Below are 18,537 nucleotides of genomic sequence, written 5' to 3'. Positions count from 1 at the left end.
AACTTATAACTTCTATTTGTATTTCTTGATCTTCTTATACAGGTGCGAGCGTTCCAAGCCGAGTTGGCGGGCGGATTCAGTCATGTTGCCATTGTTGCGTTGCAGAATGTTCTCGATGTAGCTCTGTTCAAATTCAGTAACGGCTTCTTTGAGCGGTCTCACAGTATTTTCCTGCACAGGAGGCATGAGAGGCTTTAGGTCGGATGGTCCGATCTTTTGGCAGTCGCAGTATATATTGACCCGCTCCATCAGGTTCTTCAGTTCACGAACATTACCGGGGTAGTCATAAGCGGTCAGGGTATTGATTGCCGCCGTCGAAAGAGTTCTGGTAATTGAGCCGGTTTCATGGGCGAAGCGCTTGAGAAAATGAGAGGCCAACAGAGGAATATCATCTCTGCGTTCCCGCAGGGGAGGGAGCTGAAACTGAACTACGTTGAGACGATATAGAAGGTCTTGCCGGAAAGTCTGATCGGTGACCATATCTTCCAGATTGCGATTGGAGGCGGCAATGATGTTGGCGTCGACGGTGACGCTCTTGTCGCTACCAACGGGTGTGATCTGACTTGATTCGATGGCGCGAAGTATTTTGGCTTGAGCATCAAGGGACATCTCACTGATTTCATCGAGGAAGATTGATCCGCCTGAGGCCTCGACAAAACGCCCCTTTCGGGCTGTACTTGCCCCGGTAAAAGCCCCTTTGACATGACCGAACAGTTCCGACTCAACCAATTCGGATGGCAGTGCGGCACAGTTTACCTCCACAAAGGGACCATCGGCCCGGTTGCCGGCGCGGTGGATCATGTGGGCCACCAATTCCTTGCCGGTACCGTTTTCGCCCAGAATCAGAAACCGACTTGTTTTGCCTGCGGCGCGAGTGATGTCCTTCTTCATCTGAACTACAGGCGGCGATTGACCAATGAACTCACCGTAAACCAGAGAGGCTAGCCGTCCGGTCTCGGCCCTGAGACGACTGGTTCGGGTAGCGTTGTCAATTGTTACCAGGACGCGGTCGAGCGAAATCGGTTTTTCAATGAAATCATACGCTCCTGCTCGAATCGCCCCCACTGCCATATCAACATCGGCGTGACCTGAGATCATTACGACCATGTGACGACGATTCTTCTTGAGAAATTGTTTCAGCAACTCCAATCCGTTGCCGTCACCAAGCATGATGTCCAGCAGGATCAAATCATAGTCGGTGTCCAGGTGCTTGCTTCCCTCAGCGAATGAGCAGGCGGTCGTTATTTCATGACCGCGGCGTTGAAGGGCTGATTTCAAAGAATTGCGAATATTCTTTTCGTCATCAATGATCAGTATCTTTGCCATCATCTTGCGGAAGTAAGATTGTTACTTCCGCTCCTTCTTTTTTAAGGTTACCAATTTCCAACGTGCCGCCGTGGTCGTGAACTATACGCTCGCAGATAACCAACCCCAGGCCGCTGCCGTCTTTCTTGGTGGACAGATAGGGCTGAATGCCGGCCTGGATGATCTCATTCGCAAAGCCGGGTCCTGTGTCGGTGATAATTACTTTGAGGGTCTCGCCGCTATCTACAATGGTTACAACCACCCCAGATTGGGATCCTGCTTCCAAACCGTTCTTGACGAGGTTTATCAATACCTGCCCGATAGCTTCCGGGTCTAGATGTACAACATCACCAGTAACGTCACAGGCAATCCGCAGTCGGCCATCGGCCGTTTCAGCTCGATACAATGAGGTGAGGTCGGCAATAAGTCGTTTGAGCGATGTGTCTATGGGTGTGGCCGGTTTCATGCGAGCAAAAGAAACAAACTGGTCCAGTAGCGTGGTCAGGCGGGCGACTTCGGTTTTTATTGTGCCAGTGGTTTCATCCAGAATCCGGGGGAAGTCCTCAAGGTTTTCATTGTACGATCGTCGCAGGTCATCCGTACTGATCGCGATTGGGGTGAGCGGATTCTTGATTTCGTGGGCGATCTTGCGTCCCATGATTTGCCAGGCGGCAATCTTCTCGGCCGTGGATAATTCTCTGCGGATATTACGGAGCCTGATTGTCATATCGGTGAAGGCATCAGCCAGTTGGGAAAATTCGCCCTCCTCGTAGGCCATGACAGCCGTATCAAAATCGCCGTCAGCGATGCGGGCGGTAGCATTGGTCAGGTTGGTTATTTCTCGCCGGGCGCGACCGGTGATGTACCACCCCAGGACCAGAGCCACACCGACGGACAATAGCGCCACCAGACCCACCAGCAACAAGAGCGTACCGAAGATAGGTGGAGGATCTTGCGATTGGAAGTCGGCCACTACCTCGAATTCGTCGTCGAGTGGGCCACTCAATCGAGCCCGGAATTGGCCATTAAGGGCGTAGAGTTGTCCAGACTCCATTCTGTTCCGCAACTCCCGGGCGGAGTCGTTGAAGACGCAGCGGATATCAGCCTCAAGTATCTCGGACATCAGGCTCGTGTATTGTTCATCCACGTATTGGCCCGTATATAGTAGTAGGCCATCTCCAAGGTGGTCCACCAAAGTCCAGGCAGCATGGACACCTTCGGCATCGTATTCAACGGTCGCGATCACCGGAAGGAACATCGATCTTTGCAGCGGATGGATATCCTCTTTGATGAGATTGCCAATCAGTCCGGGTCGGTGATGACTGGCCAGCACCCGGTAGTTTATGTCCAACACTTCCATGAAATCCAGCCCGGCAGGTTTGTGTCCCAGATCGATCTGATCGGCTCGGCCGGATCTCACTAGCGCTTTGGTCCGCATGAGAAATGGCGCGTCCCTTAGGGAGAGAACTCTTTGCACTAAGTTGGACTGGAGGATGACTTGAATGCGTTCGAACTGTAACAGGTTTTCCTGGATCCGTCGATGATCGGCCTGCTCTATTTGTTTGGAGGTCTGGAAATAGATGGCAGCCAGAATTGCCAGCGACGGCAATACCGCCACCAACAGCAGATAAACGCGGATGCGGCTGGTGAATGTCATGGCGCGCAACTTTCACGCGGAAGGATGATCTTTATCAAATCTTCAATGCAGATGACCCCACTGTTGTCAGATCGCCAGCCGGTGATACTCTCCGTCGTGGCGGCATACACGGTTGGTCGATAGAGGGGCAGAATACCAATGTCGTCGCGAAGACTAAGCTCTGCTAGATTGCAGTAGTAGTCGGCAACAGTGCTGTCGCTGGTGCGCCGAGCGCTCCTTAAGTAGTCTCCGATTATCTGAAGAGTCTCCGAGACGTCGTTTTCGGGCGGAGTCTCTTTAGAGAGCAGGCATTGCAAGTACTCAAGGCTGGCTGTAGCATTACCCTCCATAAGCGGCACCGGGATCAGTCGGATGTCGGCTTCAGTTAAGTCGGACTCTACCGTGATCCGGATTCTCTCTCGCGAAAGTATGTCGGCATAGTAGTGAAGAGCAGCGTCGAAAACCGGATGAGTTGCCCCCAAACTGAGAGTTCTCGGCTTGGGGCGGAGTTGCCTCAATAACAAACGTCCCAGTTCGGGATCGTACGGATACGGACGCAGGCAAGCCTGCTCAAGCCGGGTTCGCCCGTACCACGTCAAACAATTATATGGTAGAGGTGCCTGTCCCTCAAAGATGAGTGACATCCGGGTCGGGTCAAACCGGTAATACAATGAGGTAGTGATCAGCGCCCGGTCTTTCTGCAACCGGGACAGGTTTGGAACCAGAGCCACGTAGAATGGTGCCATTGTCCCGGCTATTGTCCGGCAGGCGATGGCGGGACGCATCTCTCGAAAGCCGATAATAACATCCAAACGACCGGCCTCGAAATCGAGTAACATTTCAAACTCAGAATCATATTCCCGAAAAGACAGCTCGTTATAAATTGCTCGCGTCGGATTGAAACCACCAGTCAAGATGTCAATGGGACCGCAGTAGCCAACCACTATGGCAGAAAGACTGTCGATCGGGGCCGGATTGAGAATGATTGTGATGGAATCCAGGTCAAGCGAATCGGTGTAGCCAGAGGTCGGATAGCTGTAGGATATTCCTAACGCTGAGGTCTCGATGCATCCCTCATAGACCGGTTCACTCTCTCGCATGATCACAAATCGGCAATGGCGTAGAACGCGATCCTCTACTCCCCGGTCGAAATAGAGTCGGTCATGGCGACACTGGATTGCGTGCGCCCTAAGTTCCTCGCTGGCTGTTGCTCCCGGCAAACCTATTACCAGGCCAACCGTCGCAAGAATGATTATTGTCGCGATTCTCTTTCGCATAGGCGTTCCCTCACCCTGTATACACCGTGACTCCATTCAGGGCTGATCCTGCTCTTTCTTTCGACCGCTATTGTGTCATTCTTGACACAGCTAACCTATTGTAAGATAAAGGATGATTTCAATCGGGGCAAGCATTGTGTCAAAATAGCCACACTAAGGCACGTATAGTCATGTCATGCAAACTTATATATCAATGCAATACAATGCCTTAGCCGTGTTGGCACACGACTTGATATAATCTCAAGGGAAGACACTAACCTCTCTTGAAAGGAGAACAACATGTGGTACAGGAATCTGATTATTGGATTGGCAGCATTGCTGCTTACTTTTGGAGTTGGCTGTTCCGGAGATTCAGTGGCTGAACCGGAAGCCTCGGTTATGGACCAGGTCATCGACAGTCTTGCTTCTGCTCTGGCTGAAAATCTCGCTGAAGTTGGCCCTCCGTTAGCAGCAGCCGAAGAGGCGGAGCCACTGGTTCCATCGACTTTGGATGGAGTTGATGACGGTCCTGAGTTTGACGCTGTTGCTGATGTTATCGTTGTTGACTCGACTGTTTATTCTGCCCTGAAGGATGGAGTACTGATTTACAATCTGTCAACACGGAAGTATCAGAAGATTGCATCTGATGGACCGATCAATGCTCTGGCCAGTTTTGCCGGTGAGGTCTACGCCGGTGGGGATGGTCTCTACAAGATAATTGGTTCCACCCTTGAGCCGGTTGACATGGAACTGACGGGTGTCATTACGGAACTGTGTGCCAGCGGTTACAGGTTGGTAATCGGTACCGAATGCGCCCTGTATGCGCGATCTATCTTTGGTCATGAACTGCTCATGGATGATATTGAAGTCACGGCGCTGGCGTCGGAGATGAGCGACCTCTGGGTTGGTACGAATGGGCAGGGATTGTACCGATGGGATGGCAGAGAATTCCGACGGAGGTTTCTTCGTCGCGACACTACTATCTTCGACTATGTCAGTACGCTTGATTTCAACCACGACCATCTCTATGTAGGCAGCGCTGACGGTATGTACATCTACGATGGGGGGAAGTGGCGCACCCTCACGGTTGATGATGGATTGCCGTCCAACGATGTTCGAGTGATAGATGCGTCAGCATGGGTAGTATACATCGGTACGGCCGACGGAGTCGTTTCATATTTCAATGGCAAGTTCACGCCGGTTAAGAAGCTGGACCGGGTTACACCAGTTTGTCTGGCGGTCAAAGGCCGCAGTATTCTGGTCGGTTCCGAAGGCGACGGTCTGCTGTGCAAGACTGGGCCGATAGTAGCAGAACTACTGGGGAAATCGTCGGATCAGCCGCTGGATCCTCTGGCTCTGATCGGTCAATAACTTAGACACCTCCTCCGGTGTTATCCTGAACAGGCGTTTCGAGAAAGACTCGGAACGCCTGTTCTATTCTGTTGCCAATGCCTGCGATTCGTTCCTATTATAGTGTCGGCGTCTATTTAGTCCGCAGTAGGGCGGAACCCCTTGGTGGTTCCGCCGCATTCGGCAGGAGCACAAAGGGCTCCTGCCCTACAACTACTGAACTATTTAGGTAAGCGAGATTGTGCCAGGAGTATTGGAATTTGACAGCCGGAGAGTGAGCCATGAAAACATTTCCCTTCCAATATGAGGCCGGCAAGCCGATCCTGATTTATCCTGAAGGATCAGAAACGAAGGGGGGAGATGTACTTGAAATCGGACCCGGTCGCGGTGATCTGCTGCTGGACCTGGCCGAGGCGATGCCTGCCGCTCGGCTGGTGGCCATCGAAATCGGAAAGAGAAGATATTATCGGCTGATTCCCCGGATCGAAAAACGGGGTCTGAGTAACATCCAATTAATTGGTGGTGACGCCCGCATCGTTCTAACCAACCATTTCAGCCAGGGGGCGTTTGATAAAATTTATGTTCTTTTCCCTGATCCCTGGCCCAAGAAACGTCACGCTTACAGACGACTTCTCAATACTGAGTTTATCGAATTGCTCACCCGTTTTCTCACCGTCGATGGTGATCTGTTTATGGCCACCGATGTCGACTGGTATGCCGAGTGGGCGGCGAACAATGCTGAGAGTCTGCCACAACTGGAGAATATGGGGAACCCGTATGTGGATGCTTCGGAGTTGTTCAGCTACACCCCTACTTATTTTGAGCAGAAATGGCGGGCTGATGGAAGATCGATTTACTATATGCGGTTTCGACGTTTGGAGCACGCAGGTCCGTCATCGACGGACCCGCGCTAACTCCGTTTTCCACACCTTCAAACCCTAACCAACCTCCTCTGCCAATTGATAGCGTTTGTAAATACGGGCATAGAGACCTTCCCGTGCGATCAACGCCGCATGGGTTCCTTCTTCCGCTAACCGTCCTTCATCAAGCACGAAGATTTTGTCCGCGCGCTCCAGCGTATCTGGTCGGTGCGTTATCAGGATGGCTGTTATCTCCGGCATAACCTCATTGAGACGATCCCACAATGCGGCCTCCGTGTCCGAGTCGAGCGCCGATGTGCAGTCATCCAGAATCAGCAATTGTGGTTTGCCAACCAGCGCCCGAGCCAGTCCCAACCGTTGTTTCTGACCACCGGAGATTGCCACTCCGCGGGTACCGATAGGTGTCTCCAATCCTTCCGTAAAGTCCTTCAGGTCCTGGCCTAACTGCGACACCTCAATGGCCCAGTCGATCAGGGCAGGAGATATTCCATCCCGACCGATGAGGATATTGTTCCGAATGGTGTCGTTGAATAACACCGGTTCCTGGGGTACAAACCCGACATTGCGGCGCAGGTCCTCCAGGGTGAACTGGCGCAGGTCACGACCATCCAGATCAATCATTCCCCCGGTCGGATCGACCAGTCGCGGAATCATGTTCACCAGCCAGCTCTTGCCGGAGCCGATTTTTCCCACGATGGCGACCGTCTGACCGGCTTCAATCTCTATCGAAACGTCTGAGAGTATTCGGTGCTCAGATCCTTCAAATGCAAACGAGACGTTTTGCAGGTTGAGACCTCCTGCCAGACGATCCCCGTTGCTCGTGCCATTATCGGCTACCATAGGCGGGACATTCTCCAGTTCCAACAAACGGTTGATCGACACCGCCGATTGCCGTGATTTGACCAGGAACTGCCCGATGTCAAACATGGGGAAGACCAGCCAGGTCACATAGTAGATAAATGTAGCCAGATCGCCGATCGACAAATCCGAATACAAAACCTTGTAGCCACCAGCTACCAGTACAATCACAACGCCAAACTGCCAGATGTAGTTATACAGCGAATCAACGACGGTAGTAACCTTGACGGCGCCGATCTCGGCCTTCCGTCTATCTCTGGCTGCCTCGTTGAATTTCTTCATCTGGGCTGTTTCGCGAACATAAGCTTTGACTACTCGCACACCGGAGAAGCAGGCTTCCATCGTGTCGTTGAAATTGGATATCTTCTTCTGCAACCAATCGTAGCGCTTGTCCAGGAGCGACGAAGTGATAAAGAAAATCACGATCAACAACGGCAACGGACCTGTTGTCCACAGGGTCAGGATCGGGTCGATTGAAATCATCATAACAATAATGAACGTCACTGCCAGACAGGCCTCATACAGCCTGAATATCCCTGAACATGCGAACCACGATAGTTTCTCAGCCACGTCGTCGGTCATCCTGGTGATAAGATCACCGGTCCGGAAGCGATTGAAAAAATCCGGTCCTTTAGTGACAATCTGGTTAAAAGCATCCTGACGAAACAACCACTCGAGTTTCAGGTTCATCCACGCGCGCCATGACTGGAAGTAGGCATACATTATGTGGGAGAACAGACCGAGGATTATGAAAGCGCAGCCAAACGACTCGGTCGGACCCAGATCATACTTTAAACCTAAGTCAGCCAGACCGATCGCCAGCCAGTGCTCGGGTAACTCACCGGTTTTCAGGACATCAACAGTAAACCCGATCAGGCGTGGAATGGTCACCTGCAGTGCCACCTGTATAGGAGTCAGTAGCAGCAGGATCGCAATCACGCCAGGGTAGTCCCGATAGTATTTCCAAAACCATTTTATCTTAGCCAGCATCTGATGCGACTCCATTTCTATTCTTGAACTGCAGGTGGAACAGCTTCGAGTAGTAGCCGTCCTGCAGCAACAATTCTATATGTGTCCCCTGTTCGATGATTTTCCCGTACCGGATAACCAAAATCCGGTCAACATCGAGAATCGTCGACAGGCGATGAGCAATAATCAGTGACGTACGATTAGCCATGAGCTTGGTGAGCGAGGCCTGAATCGTTCGTTCCGTTTCGGGATCGACTGAGCTTGTAGCCTCATCCAGAATAAGCAAATCCGGATCGACCGCCAGGGCACGAGCGAAAGAGAGCAGTTGTCGCTCGCCACGACTGAAATTGCTGCCTTTCTCCGAAACCGTCGATTGGTAGCCATCCGGCAGTTTCCGGATGACCGGATCGGCGGCGACTGTCAGACAGGCGGTCACAATCTGTTCATGACTGACCGTTTCCGATTCGAGACCGATATTGGACGCCACGTTACCCGGGAACAGGATTATGTCCTGCAAGACCAGGCCGAAACGTCGCCGCAGATCAGCTTTCGTGATGTTGCGGATATCTATACCGTCTACGGTGATCCGTCCCTTCTGGGGATCGTACAATCGCAGTAGCAACGATATGACTGTCGACTTACCTCCACCGGTGACACCGGCCAGAGCGATTCTCTGACCGACCGGAATCTCAAAGCTGACGTCACGCAAAACCCAGTTGTCATCATCACTGTAAGAAAACCAGACATTCTCAAACCTGATGCCTTCTTTCAGGCTTTCCCACCTGACCGGCTGAACCGGGTCAACGACCTTGGGCTCAATCGCCAGTATGGCAAAGATCCGTCGCGCTCCGGCCAAACCCTTCTGGAAAGTTCCGAGCTGGTCGGCAGTCCGTGCGATGGGATCAAACTCTTTCCAGATGAGAATGATAAACATCACTATGGTTCCGGCTGAAACATCCCACACTGCTCCCATCAGAAGCACTATTCCAATCTTCACCCACTCAAAATAGAACAGCAGGTTGAAGAAAACACAGACCGCAATATTGACCCAGGCGTCTTCGCTGAACTTGCGTTCATTGACCCGAAAGACACGCTCGCTTGCCCAGTCGCCGCGATGGAATATCTGAACAATAGACATACCTTGCAGATACTCAGTCAAGGTGGCGGTAACTTCGGCCATCCGCTTGCGAACCTCCAGGAAACGATGGGTGGTCAGCCGGTGGAATATCCAGGTCAACACCGCCAGCAGCGGCAGGAATACTATCAGGGTGAGAGCCAGTTTCCAGTGGACGTAGAGCATGATGGAGTAGATGCCAATCATCATAATTACATCCCCCACGATCAGCACAACGGTGTTGGTGAACAACATTCGCAGCGATTCGGTGTCGGATTCCACTCGCGCCATCAGTCGGCCAACCGGGTGCTTATCGAAAAACGGAACGTCCAGCGAAAGAATGTGATCGAACAACTTCTGCTTCAGTTGCAGCATGATGTTCTGACCAATCACTTCCAGCTTTACCCGTTGTACATACTGAAGCACAATCGTTGCGATCTGCAACAGCACGACGATCAGACCGATACCGAGTAGCGTCATGAAGGCTGCCTCAAGGTCGGATCCTGTGACCTGGTCGTTGAGGGGTCCATCAATTGCTCCCTGGAGTAGCCACGGCCACGCCAGAGACATAACAGTCACCACAATGAGGAGCCCAAGACAGTAGGCCAGTCGCTTCCGTTGCTCGCGGAGGAAAGGCATCAGGCGCCCGAGAGCGCGTCCGAGCGTTATCTCCTGCTCTTCACGCGTATTTTTTTCATCTTCATAGAACTCTGCAATCATCTTGTTTGCCTCTCAGTGTTTGTCCGACACCATTGTGCCGCAAAGTGACAAGGCCCATCCTTCGAGTCACAAAAAAACCCGCCAGACCTTGTTAAGTCACGGCGGGTAGAAAACTTACCTTGTGAAATACGTCTACCTTATTGGACGCACTCCTCCCGCCGCATAATGGCTTAATAGCACACCGAAACTATTGATCATGAACCTAATCATTAAAACCAATCTCCTTAGCAGCGCGAGTTTCTCATATCAATATCCAGACGAATTCTTTTCCTAATTGTTTCAGCAAATATATAATTTCATCGGCAGGTGTCAAATACTTTTTAGGGAATTATTGTTTTAAGTAATGTCAAGGCAGGGTGGCCCACCATTAAATGGTGGAAAGTGGCTGGATGGCCCATAGCTTGCTAAGGGATTTGTGAACTTGTATACTGGATGCGATGATCTGGGAAAAACCAACAAGGGGATCGAATGTATATGGGTAACACATTGTGAGGTAGAGTCAATGTTAACCAAACGCAAGTTGATGATATTGAAAATAGCAATTCCTGTCGTTTCTATTCTGACGATTGTTGCTGCATTCTACTCACTAGCCACCGTTGGGAACCGCCTCGGATTACTGGTTGCGTTACCACTGGGTGCTACCCTTTTTGCCCTGATCAAACGTCTCGAAGCCCTCAATGCTGATCCTGAGGATGGCAAACATCTGGAACCGAAAGGTGACCACCTTGCCAGAAGGAGTTTCCTGAGAAGGGCAGCGATGGATACCGGATTGTGGACCGGCGTGAGGTTCATCCTTTGCAGTTGGATAATGATCCTCATCTTTGCTGTTGCCATGACTGGCCGTTTCTCAGTGTTGATCGGAATCAAAATTGGTATGATAATTCCTGTACTCTGTGTAGCATGGGAAATATGGGTACGGTTGAGCAAGCGCCGCAGAAAGAGGCTGGATGAAGATGCGGGACATTGACTCGGTGCCCCTCATAAAGCCGGAGGCGTCAGGTGGGATGACCTTGTCGAAACTGAAGACAGATTTTGACTTACTCAACTACCACCCACGGAATCATGCCCAAACAAGTTTGAGCATGGCACCCGGCGAGGAACTGAAGACAGTATCGACCTACACACCTTCCTTCGCGCCGGAATCCCAACCTACAACTAACTGTACAACTCCCCGCGCAGTTTGTATGTTCAGAAACGAACACACACCGTCCGGAGGAAACTGTATGCGACATTTTCTTTGTGTCTGTTTGATCGCTCTTGTCATAATCGCTCTGTCACCGATGGATGCGGCGGCTGAGAATACCATCCCGAAAAATGTTGCGGCTGTGCTTGAGGTCGCTGGTGACAACGCACCCGAATTGCAAAAGGTGTTGGATCATTATACCAAGTCCGGCGACACCCTCAAGTATCAGGCGGCCTGTTTTCTGATCGGTAACATGGAGGGGCATAAGTATGTGATCTTCAAGTTTGTCGATACCGCCGGTGAAACGGTGGAGATTGACCCCCTGGCTTATCCGGACTACGATTCATTGATGGCTGATATTTACCGGATAGAAGATACGCGCGGGGAGATTGATTACGAGAAGGACACGGTGATTGAGGACGTGAAGGCGATCACGGCCGACTATCTGATTGAGAATATCGATCTGGCTTTCGAAGCCTGGCGCACCAAGCCGTGGGCAACCGGATTGCCGTTTGAAACTTTCTGTGAAGGTGTTTTGCCGTACAGGGGTTCCAGCGAGCCGCTTGAATCATGGCGGCGAGAGTTCATGACCAAGTATGCCAATATCGCCGATCAAATGACCGATCCATCCGATGCCGCCAAAGCTGCGACGATTATCAACAAAGATATCAGAACCTGGTTTGGATTCGACGAACGGTTTTATCTTCATCCGACCGATCAGGGCCTGCGCGAGATGCTATCCAATGGACTAGGGCGTTGCGAGGATATGACCAATCTGGCCATCTACGCTATGCGAGCCAACGGTCTGGCAGTTACCTCGGACTATACGCCGCATTGGGCCAACTCCGATGGTAACCATGCATGGAATGCTCTCATTATGCCGGACGGTTCGGTTTTGCCTTTGATGGGTGCTGAAGCCGATCCGGGTGAGTACAGCCTTTCGGCCAAAGTGGGCAAGGCGTACCGTAAGGCTTTCGGACAGCAACCGGGCAATCTCGCGTTTGTTAAGGACAGTGCGCAGAAAGTTCCTCGTTGGCTAGGGGGGAAGAGCTATAAGGATGTCACTAGCTCTTACACCACTGTTTCTGATGTCGTTATCAAATTCTCTGAACCAGTGCCGGACTCGGTGCCGTTTGCCTATTTGTGTGTTTTCAATTCCGGCGACTGGCGAGCGATTCATTGGGGCAAAGTCGAAGATCAGATGGCGTTGTTTACCGATATGGGCACCGGCGTGGCGTACTTGCCGATGTTTTATCTCAATGAAGAACTCGTCCCAGCTGGGTCGCCGTTTGTATTAGAAGATGACGGGTCGATGGGGATGTTAATTGGCCATCCCGATGAGCAAGTTGCGTTGGCACTAGTGTCGGAAACTCGTCGCACAATTGAGAAATCAACTACCGGAGTCGTGATATCGGCGCTCGAACCGGGCAAGAGCTACGAGCTGTTCTATTGGGAGGACGGATGGCAAACGGTCGGTGAAGGAATAGCCGGGGAAGGTCCGTTGGAATTCGCTGCTCCGGCCGGAGTGTTATATCGGTTAGTGTCATCGGATTCGAGAGACGAAGAGCGCATATTTACATGGGACGGTGGGCAACAGATATGGTGGTAGGCAGTGCCGTATTATGACGACCACTTGTCAAGACTGACCGAACAATATAAACTGAGGACGCGTGAGAATGAAATCGATTTGTCTACTGTTAGGAATCCTGTTTATGGCTGTGCCCATTGTGGCACAGGAGTCCGCTACATTTGACGAAGCGAAGCAACAGTCATTAAATCAAGACAAGCCGCTCCTGCTTGAGTTTTTCCGAGACGAATGAGAATACTGCGAACTAGCCGCTCGTGAAGCGGAATCGGAAGAAGCAGTCAAAGCAGCTCTGGCGCGCGTTGTTCATCTGGCATTAAATGCGCGTGAAGGCGAGGGAGTGCAACTGGCGAAGACATACAATGTCGGCAGCTACTACCCGTTGTTCGTCCTGACCAACGCCAACGGAGATGTGATTTTTCGTTGGACCGGCTACACCGGAGCCAAGCGATTCATTGCCTCGATCAATCAAGCCTTGACCGATCTTACAACTGTTAAGCAACGTAAAGATCGATTTCACGCTAATCCTAATACTCGGGATGGTCTTTCTCTTGCCAGTTATTCCAAGGGTATCGGGGAATTTCTGAACGCCATCCAATACTACCAACAAATCGAAAAACTGTCCGGCCGTGACTACTCTATGCAGATATTCGAGAGCAGCGCCAACGCTGTCTGGGGTGATTTGTTGCCTTTTGACTCGGCAATATCAAGAGCTAATGTCATCCTTAATGCTAAGGTAAGAAACAATCGGAATATCGAAAAAGTTGCGCGGCTCATGGGTAACATAGCTCGCAAGCTCAACAAGACCGACCGGATTGAGAAGTACATTCGAGCGGGTCTCAAAGTGACCACAGGTTCAAAAGAGGTCAAGACGATTAATGCCCACAGTAGCTTTCTGGCTGACAGCGCTCTGTATCTGGCTGCTGATACGACATCGGCGATTCGACTTGGCAAGTTGAGTCTGGGCGAAGGATGGTCGACCAAACCGGGCAAGTATTATTCATTTGGACTGTGGTGTTTCCAGCGACGCATCAATCTGGTCGAAGCGGAGAGTTTTGTGCGTCGAGCGCTTGCTCTGACTGAGCCGGGTTTTTTCAGGGCCAAGCACCATGACCTGTTGGCCGAGCTGGCTTTTACTCTGGGCCGTCCGGGAGAAGCTCTGGCTCAGGCTGAACTTGCTTTACTGGAACAACCGGTCAGTGAGTTCTACGAGAAGCAGGTGAAGCGTTTCCGTGAGGCGGTGGGGAAAAGGTAGGGGAAGTAGGACACCAACGCATTTTCATTTGTCGCGGGGTTCTTACCAGGTGTTATTACCGTTCTATTCTTTACAGCATGTGAGCCTATCCATAATAGCCCCCTCGGGGCAAAAAACCACTTGAAAGCACTGTCCCTTGTCCCTATAGTTGCATCAGGATTGCCAGTTGATTATTCAGTGCGGCCGACGCTGTTGATGCGGTTGGGTCGCTTAACTCAGTAGAGGCTATGTACCAAAAACAACGCACTATCAAGACTGAAATCTCAATGGCGGGAGTGGGACTGCACACCGGCAACACCTGTACGATGACTTTCAAGCCGGCGGCGCCCGACACCGGTATCCGTTTTGTACGAGTTGATCTTCCCGATCAACCATCAGTGATCGCCGATATCGATCACGTCGTAGATATTTCCCGTGGCACGACACTTGAGGACGGGAAAGCTAGGGTTCATACGGTCGAGCACGTACTGGCGGCGTTTGCCGGTCTCCAGCTCGACAACATGATAGTCGAATTGGACAACAACGAACCACCCATTTGCGATGGTTCAGCCATGCCGTATGTGGAGAAGCTGCTCGAAGCAGGAATTGAAAGACAACAGGCTGACAAAGTCTACCTTGAGATCGATACCCCTATGGCCTACCACGAACCGGAACGCGGTGTGGACCTGGTCGTGGCGCCCTCGGATGACATGCGTATCACTTTTATGATCGATTACAAGAATCCCGCCCTGGGGACGCAATATACAACTCTCGTTGATCTTGAGAAGGAGTTCGTTGATGACTTCGCTCCGGCGAGAACGTTTTGTTTCCTTTCCGAAGTAGAGGCGCTGAAAGACGCCGGGTTGATCAAGGGTGGTGGACTCGATAGCGCGGTAGTCATCTATGACTCCGATCTTGGCCAGGTCGAGGTCGATCGAATTCGCCGGGTACTGGATTTAAAGGATGAAGCCTTTGTTGGTGAGACAGGCATCATCAACGATGTTCCCCTTCGTTTCCCCAATGAGCCGGTCCGTCATAAGGCACTGGACCTGTTGGGAGATCTATTTCTGATCGGGGTTCCATTTAAGGGGCATGTGCTGGCGGCACGTTCAGGGCACAAGGCCAACGTGGCGCTGGCTCGAAAGATGCAGGAGCTATACAAGAAGAAGAAAATTGCAGGCAAATATAGTCGGGCAGGCACTGGCATTCTGTTCGATATTGATGCCATTCAGAAAATCATGCCTCACCGCTACCCATTCCTGTTGATCGACCGAATCCTCGATCTGGTTCCAGGCGAGAGAGTAACGGCGTTAAAGAACGTGACCATCAATGAACCGTTCTTCCAGGGGCATTTCCCAGGCCATCCGATTATGCCCGGCGTACTTGTTCTCGAGGCGATGGCTCAGGCCGGAGGCGTACTTATGCTCAATGCTATTGCCGAACCGGAGAAGCATGTGGTCTACTTCATGGGAATCGACAATGCTCGTTTTCGCAAGCCGGTCAGGCCGGGGGATCAGTTGCGGTTTGAGCTGACCATGAACTCGTTCCGGCGCAAGATCTGCAAAATGTCGGGCGAGGCTTTTGTCGATGACGACAAAGTGGCGGAGGCAGACTTTATGGCAATGGTGGTTGAACGATGAGCAATATACATCCGACAGCAATAGTGTCCGCGAAAGCTGAACTGGCCGAGACCGTGACAGTGGGACCGTACTCGATTGTCGAAGACAACGTTCAGATTGGGGAGGGGACAAAGATTGCATCCTCAGCCTTGATCGCAAGCGGTGCCCGGATTGGTGAGAATGTCACGATTGCACACGGTGCTGTTGTCTCTACTGTTCCTCAGGATTTGAAATTTGGCGGCGAGGAGACAACGGCAATCATTGGCGACGGGACTACTATCCGCGAATATGCTACTGTCAATCGCGGCACAACGGACAAACGGCGTTCTCAGATTGGCAAGAACTGCCTTATTATGGCCTACGCGCATGTGGCCCACGATTGTACACTGGGCGATAACGTCATCATGGGCAATGCTTGTACGCTGGCGGGACACATTGAAATTGGCGATTACGCAATTCTGTCGGGGGTGTTGCCGGTACATCAGTTCGTCAAGATTGGGGCGCACGCGATGATCGGTGGTGGTTTTCGCGTACCACAGGATGTTTGTCCTTATGCGATGGCGGCGGGATATCCGCTAAAAATTGCCGGGCTTAACATTGTTGGGTTGAAGCGTCGTGGTTTCAAACTCGACACGGTCAAGGCTCTTCGTGAGGTTTTCAAGTTGCTTTTCTTCAGTGAACTGAATACGACTCAGGCAGTGGATCGCATCAAGGAAGAACTTGAGATCATCCCTGAAATCCAGGTGATTCTTGATTTCATCAATGATTCCAAACGCGGATTGGTGAAGTAGGGGAGGAGGGTTTTGTCTATTTCTCCGCAACTTCTTTCCGCTTCAGCACCTTGAAGTAATTCAGGCACGTCTCGAAAACTCGCTCGGCGCCCACCCGATTTGTCCGGTCGGAAATGTTTAGTTCCAGTATGATCGCCTCAGTGCCACCATCGTAATATGAAACCAGGACTGTCGGGATGAACCGCTGAGGATCATTGAAGTAGAACGTTGGGACAATATCACCTCTGAAGTTCATCATCGAATCTACCGGCCAGATCAGAAGATGCTCTCCATAATGTGCTCTTAGTCGAGCCGTGTCCTCAGTCATTACTGTCTCGAATGTAACGCTGTTCTCAGTTGAAGCGAGATTGTAGATGGTTGCGCCGATCAATATGTCGGCCGAATCGAAGCTCTGTTTGTCCGGCACGAAAGCAAACGAATAACCAGCCGCTTGGGCAGTCTCCACCTCCATACCGAAGCCTCGTGGAGGAGAGAGAATATAGTTCGTATCCCTGCCCTCATAGAAGGCTGTGTTGGAGTCCAAGGTTGACTCCGAAGGCACCAGTTCGGTCAGGTTGCCCGAAAGCCCGGCGAGCAGGAACAAGAGGAAAACTACCATATCTCCACTATCGGATAAGGTGCTAGTCCCCTTTAAGCTGCACGGCTGGAGCGAGGAGGGAAAAAACCCCCTTCGGGGGCTGAATCGCTTGTCTTTGGTCACCGGACATTGTATTTTCCACAGACATTATGTGGAAATAGGCAAAGACACTTAGATACTGTAACAAGACACTTATTGTGTGAGGTTTAGCTATGGCAGGTATTGTTGGATATGGCGCTCACATTCCTCGACACCGCATCACTGTAGAAGAGATTGCCAAGGTGTGGGGAGCGGATGCGCCCAGTTACAAAAGAGGTCTGATGTTGCGTGAGAAATCGGTGCCACCACCCGATTTGGATACGATCACGCTTTCTGTAGAGGCTTCGCGACGTGCTCTGGTGCGAGCGCAGAATGTTGATCCGAAGGATATAGGCGCGATTTACATCGGCTCCGAATCACATCCCTATGCAGTTAAACCTTCGGGTACTACCGTTGCCGAAGCGCTTGGTGCGGGTCCCGATATCCACTGCGCCGATTTCGAGTTCGCCTGTAAGGCTGGCTCCGAGGCGATGTATGTGGCCATGAGTCATATTGATGCCGGACAGATGAAATACGCCCTGGCTATCGGTGGCGATACATCTCAGGGCGCCCCCTCGGATGCTCTTGAGTTTTCAGCGGCCGCTGGAGCCGCAGCGTTTATTATGGGTGACGATAATCTGGTGGCTGATTGTCTTCATACGCATTCATACACGACTGACATGCCCGATTTCTGGCGGCGCGAGCACGAGTTCTACCCGCAACACGCCGGTCGGTTTACGGGTGAGGAAGCCTATTTTGCCCACACCAAAGGAGCCACTAACGCGATTCTAAAGAAATCCGGTATGAAGCCTCAGGATTTCAAGTATGCCATATTCCACCAACCCAACGGCAAGTTCCCTCAGCGGGTCGCCTTTGAGCTGGGTTTCACCCAGGAACAGATTGATCCAGGCTGGCTTGCACCGCGCTTGGGCAACACTTATTCCGGGGCGTCCCCGATTGGTCTGACCTCGACCCTGGATGTAGCAGCTCCGGGCGATCTGATCCTGATGTGTTCCTACGGTTCCGGAGCCGGTTCGGACTCGTTTGTCTGGAAAGTGACTGACCGGATCAAGGAAGTTCAGGACTTGACGGTGAAGACTGCCAAGCTGCTCGATGAAAATAAAATGTATGTTGAATACGGGACCTATGCCAAGTTCCGCCGCAAAATCAGGAAGAATGCTTAGGAGGTGACAACTATGAGAACAGTTTGTGTTGTCGGGGTTGGCATGAGCACCTGGGGCGAAGTATGGCGCAAGTCTCTTCGTCAGCTCTTTGTCGACGCCGCACTTGAAGCAATAGACAAATCCGGGGTTGACCACCTCGATTCACTTTACATCGGCTGTATGTCCAGTGGGCTATTTGTCCACCAGGAACATCTCGG

16 protein-coding genes are annotated in these 18,537 nt (G+C 51.6%); 10 read left to right on the top strand and 6 right to left on the bottom strand.

Features of this window, described 5'->3' with window-relative positions:
* Positions 1-12: 12 nt before the first annotated feature.
* From KOO62_02070 to KOO62_02060, 3 genes are read right to left on the bottom strand one after another with little or no spacing between them, the layout of a single operon-like run.
* Positions 13-1,329, bottom strand: coding sequence for a sigma-54 dependent transcriptional regulator (locus tag KOO62_02070; protein ID MBU8932770.1), 1,317 nt, complete (start codon positions 1,327-1,329; stop codon positions 13-15).
* Positions 1,304-2,962 (bottom strand): HAMP domain-containing protein, encoded by a 1,659-nt coding sequence (locus KOO62_02065; GenBank protein ID MBU8932769.1) that lies wholly within the window; start codon positions 2,960-2,962, stop codon positions 1,304-1,306. Before KOO62_02065 ends, KOO62_02070 begins: the two co-directional genes overlap by 26 nt.
* Complete coding sequence (locus KOO62_02060; protein MBU8932768.1) at positions 2,959-4,218, bottom strand: hypothetical protein; 1,260 nt, start codon at positions 4,216-4,218, stop codon at positions 2,959-2,961. Before KOO62_02060 ends, KOO62_02065 begins: the two co-directional genes overlap by 4 nt.
* Before the next feature lie 279 nt (positions 4,219-4,497).
* Here KOO62_02060 and KOO62_02055 point away from each other — a divergent pair, with 279 nt between their 5' ends.
* Positions 4,498-5,568, top strand: a complete 1,071-nt coding sequence (locus tag KOO62_02055; GenBank protein MBU8932767.1) for a hypothetical protein — start codon at positions 4,498-4,500, stop codon at positions 5,566-5,568.
* A 260-nt stretch (positions 5,569-5,828) separates the two neighbouring features.
* Positions 5,829-6,461 carry a tRNA (guanosine(46)-N7)-methyltransferase TrmB gene (gene trmB / locus KOO62_02050; protein ID MBU8932766.1) on the top strand — a complete coding sequence of 211 codons (633 nt, stop codon included), beginning with the start codon at positions 5,829-5,831 and terminating at the stop codon, positions 6,459-6,461.
* A gap of 24 nt (positions 6,462-6,485) precedes the next feature.
* Here the strand turns inward: trmB and KOO62_02045 are convergent, their stop codons facing one another.
* Complete coding sequence (locus KOO62_02045) at positions 6,486-8,276, bottom strand: ABC transporter ATP-binding protein/permease (GenBank protein ID MBU8932765.1); 1,791 nt, start codon at positions 8,274-8,276, stop codon at positions 6,486-6,488.
* Positions 8,266-10,089: an ABC transporter ATP-binding protein/permease gene (locus KOO62_02040; protein ID MBU8932764.1), complete on the bottom strand. Its 1,824-nt coding sequence runs from the start codon at positions 10,087-10,089 to the stop codon at positions 8,266-8,268. The genes KOO62_02045 and KOO62_02040 overlap by 11 nt, the downstream gene beginning before the upstream one ends.
* 502 nt (positions 10,090-10,591) lie before the next feature.
* Between KOO62_02040 and KOO62_02035 the strand changes: the two genes are divergently transcribed.
* The 6 genes from KOO62_02035 to lpxA all read left to right on the top strand — a co-directional run bounded on the left by KOO62_02035 (position 10,592) and on the right by lpxA (position 16,501).
* A complete protein-coding gene (locus KOO62_02035; protein MBU8932763.1) occupies positions 10,592-11,056 on the top strand; it encodes a hypothetical protein in 465 nt (154 codons plus the stop codon).
* A gap of 256 nt (positions 11,057-11,312) precedes the next feature.
* Positions 11,313-12,881 (top strand): transglutaminase-like domain-containing protein, encoded by a 1,569-nt coding sequence (locus KOO62_02030; protein MBU8932762.1) that lies wholly within the window; start codon positions 11,313-11,315, stop codon positions 12,879-12,881.
* A 67-nt stretch (positions 12,882-12,948) separates the two neighbouring features.
* The gene (locus KOO62_02025; protein MBU8932761.1) at positions 12,949-13,092 is read left to right on the top strand and encodes a hypothetical protein; all 144 of its coding nucleotides are present in this window, start codon (positions 12,949-12,951) and stop codon (positions 13,090-13,092) included.
* Between the two features lie 105 nt (positions 13,093-13,197).
* Positions 13,198-14,112 (top strand): hypothetical protein, encoded by a 915-nt coding sequence (locus KOO62_02020; GenBank protein MBU8932760.1) that lies wholly within the window; start codon positions 13,198-13,200, stop codon positions 14,110-14,112.
* A gap of 227 nt (positions 14,113-14,339) precedes the next feature.
* Positions 14,340-15,731, top strand: a complete 1,392-nt coding sequence (locus KOO62_02015) for a bifunctional UDP-3-O-[3-hydroxymyristoyl] N-acetylglucosamine deacetylase/3-hydroxyacyl-ACP dehydratase (GenBank protein MBU8932759.1) — start codon at positions 14,340-14,342, stop codon at positions 15,729-15,731.
* Positions 15,728-16,501 carry an acyl-ACP--UDP-N-acetylglucosamine O-acyltransferase gene (gene lpxA, locus KOO62_02010; GenBank protein MBU8932758.1) on the top strand — a complete coding sequence of 258 codons (774 nt, stop codon included), beginning with the start codon at positions 15,728-15,730 and terminating at the stop codon, positions 16,499-16,501. Before KOO62_02015 ends, lpxA begins: the two co-directional genes overlap by 4 nt.
* A gap of 16 nt (positions 16,502-16,517) precedes the next feature.
* On the opposite strand, the gene KOO62_02005 is transcribed toward lpxA, so the two are convergent.
* A complete protein-coding gene (locus KOO62_02005; GenBank protein MBU8932757.1) occupies positions 16,518-17,099 on the bottom strand; it encodes a hypothetical protein in 582 nt (193 codons plus the stop codon).
* A 191-nt stretch (positions 17,100-17,290) separates the two neighbouring features.
* On the opposite strand from KOO62_02005, the gene KOO62_02000 reads away from it, so the two are divergent.
* The gene (locus tag KOO62_02000; GenBank protein ID MBU8932756.1) at positions 17,291-18,340 is read left to right on the top strand and encodes a hydroxymethylglutaryl-CoA synthase; all 1,050 of its coding nucleotides are present in this window, start codon (positions 17,291-17,293) and stop codon (positions 18,338-18,340) included.
* A 12-nt stretch (positions 18,341-18,352) separates the two neighbouring features.
* The coding region (locus tag KOO62_01995) for a thiolase domain-containing protein (GenBank protein ID MBU8932755.1) at positions 18,353-18,537 on the top strand (185 nt) is incomplete at its 3' end.

This window comes from Candidatus Zixiibacteriota bacterium, from assembly GCA_019038695.1.
GTDB lineage: Bacteria > Zixibacteria > MSB-5A5 > GN15 > FEB-12 > B120-G9.
Note: the sequence above shows the minus strand (reverse complement) of the source record. Positions and strands in the feature narration are given on the sequence as shown.